General features: G+C 35.7%; 3 protein-coding genes. All 3 read left to right on the forward strand.

Annotated elements, in window-relative coordinates; translation table 11 throughout:
• The first annotated feature begins 732 nt into the window (after nt 1-732).
• The 3 genes from D5R40_RS29105 (at nt 733) to D5R40_RS29115 (ending at nt 6653) form a co-directional block, all read left to right on the forward strand.
• Complete coding sequence (locus D5R40_RS29105) at nt 733-2664, forward strand: S9 family peptidase (protein WP_124155598.1); 1932 nt, start codon at nt 733-735, stop codon at nt 2662-2664.
• Nucleotides 2665-3322: 658 nt separating this feature from the next.
• On the forward strand, nt 3323-4522 hold the full coding sequence (locus tag D5R40_RS29110) for a glycosyltransferase (RefSeq protein WP_124144236.1): 1200 nt from the start codon (nt 3323-3325) through the stop codon (nt 4520-4522).
• A 754-nt stretch (nt 4523-5276) separates the two neighbouring features.
• Entirely contained in the window at nt 5277-6653 is a 1377-nt protein-coding gene (locus D5R40_RS29115) for a WD40 repeat domain-containing protein (RefSeq protein ID WP_124155599.1), read from the forward strand.
• Nucleotides 6654-6695 lie beyond the last annotated feature (42 nt).

The raw sequence follows: 6695 nt of genomic DNA on the forward strand, positions 1-6695 counted from the left end.
TAGAGGATGTGTTGCGAACGCACTCAATATTGCGGTCGTATTTAATTGCTCCCCAACCCACCATTAATATCCCTAGACTATTCAATCATAGAGTTAACAAAGACTTGAGAATAGCCTTGGGGCGTTGGTAATTTTGGCTATGATTGTGCTTTAATGGCAATTGCCTAATACCATTTATCTGTCATAATGCGCTTAATAATTCTTACACAAACCTGAATTTTACTAATAGCTGTTATCTTTTATTAAGCGCAACTTCATGGAGAAATTGTATAACTATTAACTGAAAAGCATTTTATATTTGGCTAAGTTTAGGTTTCATAGCTTGATTCACCAAGGCCAGCAGGGGAGATGGGGAGATAGAATATTAGGGTTTGCACATTATGGAATGATATTGCCAAAAATTAGTTTAGACTTTGAGTAAAAAACCTAATATTAATCATTTTAGCAATTGATTAATCCAAAATCCTGTTCATCAAAAATCTAAAATCATTTGTCACTGTGCAACGCCGAATATTGAAGTAATTGAAGTAATTTATAGAACTATAAACATATACTATATAACCGGATTCTATATTATTGGGTTGTATTAATATTGTAGATTGAATGGCGGTAGTGAAGTCAAAATTATATTGTCCTATATTAAATGAAACTGAATATTTAAGATTTAGTGACTGACAATGACACAATTAATAGTAAATATTGCTTTATAATCTATAATATTAATTTTAAACTATGAAAGAAATAGCACCTTATGGCTCTTGGAAATCTCCCATCACTGCTGATTTGATTGTGGCAGGGACAATTGGACTTAGCAGTCTTGCCATTGATGGTGAGGATGTCTACTGGATCGAGGGACGACCTTCAGAAGGTGGACGGAATGTAATTGTCTGTCACACTCCAGATGGACAGACAACTGACATCACTCCCCCACCTTTTAATGTCCGCACCAGAGTCCATGAATACGGAGGAGGTGCGTTTTTGGTGACAGATGGCAGGATTTATTTTTCTAATTTTGCTGACCAACGTCTCTACTGCCAGACTCCAGATGCAACTCCTCAACCTTTAACTCCAGAAGTAAACTGTCGTTATGCTGATGCTGTGATGGATAAACAGCGCGATCGCCTAATTTGTATTCAGGAAGATCATACTCAAGGTGGAGAACCTATAAATAGGATAGTTAGCATCAATATCAAAAATAAGGCAGATATTCAGATATTAGTCGAGGGTAATGATTTTTATGCCTCACCACGTCTGAGTCCTGATGGCAAGAGACTTTGTTGGATAAGTTGGAATCATCCTAATATGCCTTGGGATGGTACTGAGTTATGGGTAGCTAAGATTAATGCAAATGGTTTATTAGGTGAAGCTCAATTAGTTGCAGGTGGCAAACAAGAATCAATTTTTCAACCGGAATGGTCGCCAGAAGGTATCTTATATTTTGTTAGCGATCGCTCTAAATGGTGGAATATTTATCGGGTTTCAGGAACTGAAATGGTAAATGTAGAACCATTATATCCTTTAAATGCAGAGTTTGGAATGCCACAATGGGTATTTGGAATGTCTACTTATGGTTTTACAGCAGCAAACAAAATTATTTGCACTTTTACTCAAAATGGAACTTGGCATTTAGCAACTCTTAATGCTACGAAAAAACATCTACAGCAAATAGAAATACCCTATACTTCTATGGGTTCTTTAAAAGTTAAAGGAGAGCGAGTTTATTTTCTGGGAAGTTCTCCCACAAAACCCACTGAAATTGTCAATATAAATCTATCTACAGGTGCTATTAATATCTTAAAACGTTCTACAGATTTAGAAATTAATTCAGGTTATTTATCTATTCCTCAATCAATAGAATTTCCTACTGAAAATGGGAATACTGCTTATGGTTTATTTTACCCACCAACTAATCAAGATTACACAGAAATAACATCAGAAAAACCACCTCTTTTAGTCAAAAGTCATGGTGGCCCTACGGCAGCAACTTCTAGTAGTTTAAGCTTAAAAATTCAATATTGGACAAGTCGTGGTTTTGCTCTACTTGATGTTAATTATGGAGGCAGCACTGGCTATGGACGAGAGTATCAGCAAAGACTAAAAGATAACTGGGGAATTGTTGATGTTGATGATTGTGTTAATGGCGCTCAATATTTAGCTAAACGGGGTTTAGTTGATAGTAATCGTATGGCTATTTCTGGTGGTAGTGCAGGAGGTTATACTACTTTATGTGCGTTAACTTTTAAGGATGTTTTTAAGGCTGGTGCTAGTTATTATGGAGTTAGCAATCTAGAGGCTTTAGCCACAGATACTCATAAATTTGAATCTCGTTATTTAGATGGATTGATTGGGCCTTATCCTGAAAAAAAAGATTTATACAAACAGCGATCACCTATTAATTTTACTGAGCTTTTGTCTTGTCCTGTAATTTTTTTCCAAGGTTTAGAAGATAAAATTGTGCCACCAAATCAAGCAGAAATAATGTTAGAAGCTTTAAAGCAAAAAGGATTACCAGTGGCTTATGTTGCCTTTCCAGAAGAACAACATGGGTTTCGTCGTTCAGAGAATATTAAACGAGCTTTAGATGGGGAATTTTATTTTTACTCCCGTGTATTTGGATTTACACCTGCTGATAATTTAGAGGAGGTAGAAATTATTAATCTCTAGGAAGAAGAAGATGGTAGGTGGTAGGTTTTAGGTTTTAGGTTGTAGGTAACGACATTTTACCTAATGCAAAATCTTATAGAAGGTGGTAGGTTTTAGGTTTTAGGTTTTAGGTTGTAGGTAACAAGATTTTACCTAATACCAAATCTTGATGAATCTGCATATAAATAGAGTTTCTCAAAGCAAGGCAATGCTTAAGTTTATTATGTGCAACTTCTTGATTAAAGTTATGGAAGAGTATGACAATTACCCAATCACTTCTGACCTCTAACCAAAGGGTAACCTAAGTTTTTCACCTGTTTATTAAAATGGTATTAGATCGTAGGTTATATCATGTCCGGTAGCATCGGTATTGTAAGCGCGAAGGTAAGGAAGAAGGAAGAGGGAAGAAGGCTATTGAGCAAGAAAAAAACCTAAATTTCCTGTAGATATTCACCCTTGGGTTTACACAAACGATTGCCTTCGGGCATGATATAGTATCATGCTTAGTTGAATAATTATAAATCAGTGAAAAGAGATAAATAATGTAAATAATAATAGGGCAGGGAAAAGTTTTTTAACCACTAATTAAGCGGAGATGATATCATTCACTTAAAATCCAAGACTTAACACCTATAGCTTGACTTTAAATATTCTTAAATTTAGACTTCAGGGTTAATTTATGCAGCAAATATTATTGATAACGATAATTTTAAATCTAATAATATGGATATATTTATTAATTTTTAGAGGCAAATTTTGGTTGGCAGATCAACGATTATTACCAATATCAGAAACAGAAATTAGAAAAATTCAATATTGGCCGTCAATTTCTGTGATAATTCCTGCTAGAAATGAAGCAAAATTATTGAGATTGACACTAAAATCCTTATTAAATCAAGACTATCTAGGGAATTTCAAGATTATATTGGTGGACGACAATAGCAAAGATAACACAGCTAATGTTGCGAAACTAATAGCTCAACAAAATGATAGTTTTACTAAGCTAGAAGTAATTTCAGCAGGAAAATTACCTAGTGGTTGGAGTGGAAAACTATGGGCAATTAATCAAGGAATTAATTATGCAAAAAAACAAACCCCAGCCCCAGATTATTTTCTTTTTACTGATGCAGATATTGAACATAGCTCCACAAATATTCGCCAACTTATTATTAAAGCAGAACAGGAAAATTTAGCCTTAGCTTCTTTAATGGTGAAGCTGCAATGCCAAACTTTAGCAGAAGAATTAATGATTCCAGCATTTGTATTTTTTTTCCAAAAATTATATCCATTTAGATGGGTAAATAATCCGCAAAGTTCTACTGCTGCTGCTGCTGGAGGTTGTATATTAATTCGTCACCAAGTTTTAGATGAAATTGGCGGAATAGAAGTTATTAAAAATGCTTTAATAGATGATTGTTCTTTAGCTAAAACAGTTAAACAAAAATCAACCAATAAAAAGATTTGCTTAGGACTAACTTCAGACACCAAAAGTAGACGTTCCTATCCAGATTTATTTAGTATTTGGAGTATGGTTGCTCGTACTGCTTTTACTCAGCTAAATTATTCACCGCTGCTATTAGTAGTAACAGTCATAGGGATGAAATTAATTTATTTAGTTCCCTCATTAGGAATAATTTTAGGAGTAATTTTTAGTTGGTGGGAAATAGTAGCGATCGCTTTATTGGCAAGAATATTAATGTTTTTAGCTTACTTACCTATTGTCAGATTTTATCAACTTTCACCAATCTATGCCATGAGTTTACCAACTGTTGCTTTTATCTATACATTAATTACCATAGATTCAGCTTGGCGACACTGGCGAGGGCGAGGTAGTGATTGGAAAGGGCGAACTTATTCACCAGAAAAATTTCAACAATAAACGTAAGCAATCAGCAGTCAGCTATCAGCAGTCAGCTATCAGTTAGCCTCATTTTGCACAGCATTCCGCAGGAAATGCTTACCACAGATATTAACAGGACTTACGCAAAATATAGCGCTGCGCGCAGGGAACAGGCAATAGGGAACAGCTCATTTGGGGGAATAAAAAGCTGATAATATAAGACTTTTAGCTATTGAACACCTCCTGCAATTTGTAAATATGCCAGCGCACATTGCTATATTAGGTCATACACCATCTGTAGGGGCGATTCGCGTTTGCGGAGCATTCCGTAGGAAATCGCCCTTACTAGATATGGCGGTTCTGCGTAAGTTATGATTAATAATGGTACTTTGAGAAAAAATATGTTAAGAACAGCATCAAACCCTTATATAGTCTAGGTTTTACATTTAACCAACCTTTTTCCTGATATATCTAGGTTTTCCTGCGGAATGCTACGCAAAGAGGCATTTTTAGCCAGAGCAACGTATTTCCCTTACCCCTGCTAGCTTTGAAGGCATTTTCGCTATAAAAAATATCAAAGTACCGATAATTAAATGTTTATAGTGCGGGCATCTTGCCCGCATCGGGGTGTACCTCACGCTTGCTGGAATCTGCTGTCAAAGAATTCTCCAATCGTCATAACTACTAAATCTTTGTGATTCTCTTTCCTTGTTCCTTGTTCCTTGTTCCTTCTTACTTCTTCCTTCTTCAATAAAATTAAATACAATGGTATTAAGTAAATCAGCTATAAACAATGAATAATAACCTACAAAATAAATCTTTTAACCCACAAGATACAGAAACTCTGAAAAAATTGCAGCATCTCAAAACTAAACTTACCAATAATAACTCCCAAGAACAAAGAATAGCTGCTGTTAGAGAAGCACTTAAATTTGGTAAAGAAGGCATCAAACTTGTTGCCCAAATTATTCAAACAGAAACAGGAATAGTGCAATGGACAGCACACAATTTACTCTGGGAAAAAGCCACAGAAAAACAAAAAGAAGAATTATTACAATATCCTCGCTCCGTTGCTTTACCAGAATTAGTTAATCAAGGGATGAAAAAACGTTTAGGACGTGGATTTATCACAGATATAATTCCTTTAAAAAATAATTTAATTCTTGTCTGTAGTGCTGGTGGTGCTACCTTATTTCACATAGGTTTGAGTGACAATATATTATGGGAAATCGACTGTCCTGCTAGGTGTGGTGCGATTAATTCTCATCATAACTTGCTAGCTATAGGAGCAGATCCAAATATCTATTTATGGAATTTACGCACAGGTCAATTATTAGCAGAATTAAAAGGACATATTTCCCCAGTTAATAACGTTGCCTTCTCTCCAGATGGCAAAATATTAGCATCGGGCAGTTGGGATGAAACTATACGCTTATGGGATGTTGCTTCTGGCAAACAAATACAAGTTCTCCAAGAAAATATTAAACGAGTCGAAACAGTTGCTTTTTCCCCAGATGGCAAAATATTAGCATCGGGCAGTTGGGATGAAACTATACGCTTATGGGATGTTGCTTCTGGCAAACAAATACAAGTTCTCCAAGAAAATATTAAACGAGTCGAAACAGTTGCTTTTTCCCCAGATGGCAAAATATTAGCATCGGGCAGTTGGGATGAAACTATACGCTTATGGGATGTTACTTCTGGTCAACTACTGCGAGTTTTACAAGGTCATAGTTGTAAAATATATGATGCAGCTTTCTCTCCAGATAGCAAATTATTAGTATCCGCAGGAGATGAAAACAATTTGCGTTTATGGGATGTGACTACAGGAAAACAGTTACAACTAATTACTGGCCATACAAGTTTTGTTAACAGTGTCGCTTTCTCCCCCGATGGCAGTTTATTAATCTCAGGTAGTGGAGATGAAACCGTGCGCTTGTGGAATGTTACCACTGGAGAATTAGTACACCTAATTCAAGGGTTTATGAATAGAGTGGAAAGTATTGCTTTCTCTCCCGACAGCAAAACCTTAGCATCAGGAAGTTGGGATAAAAACATCCGCTTATGGAATACTACTTCTGGGGAACAATTACGCATTCTCAAAGGACATGAAAGTTTAATCGGTAGTTTGGCTTTTTCTCCAGATGGTAAGTTATATCAAATCCGGTAGCATCGGAGTAATTAAACCTGAATTTTCGGCCACCAATGGTAC

Origin of the sequence: Okeania hirsuta, from assembly GCF_003838195.1 — a bacterium.
Taxonomy (GTDB): domain Bacteria; phylum Cyanobacteriota; class Cyanobacteriia; order Cyanobacteriales; family Microcoleaceae; genus Okeania; species Okeania hirsuta.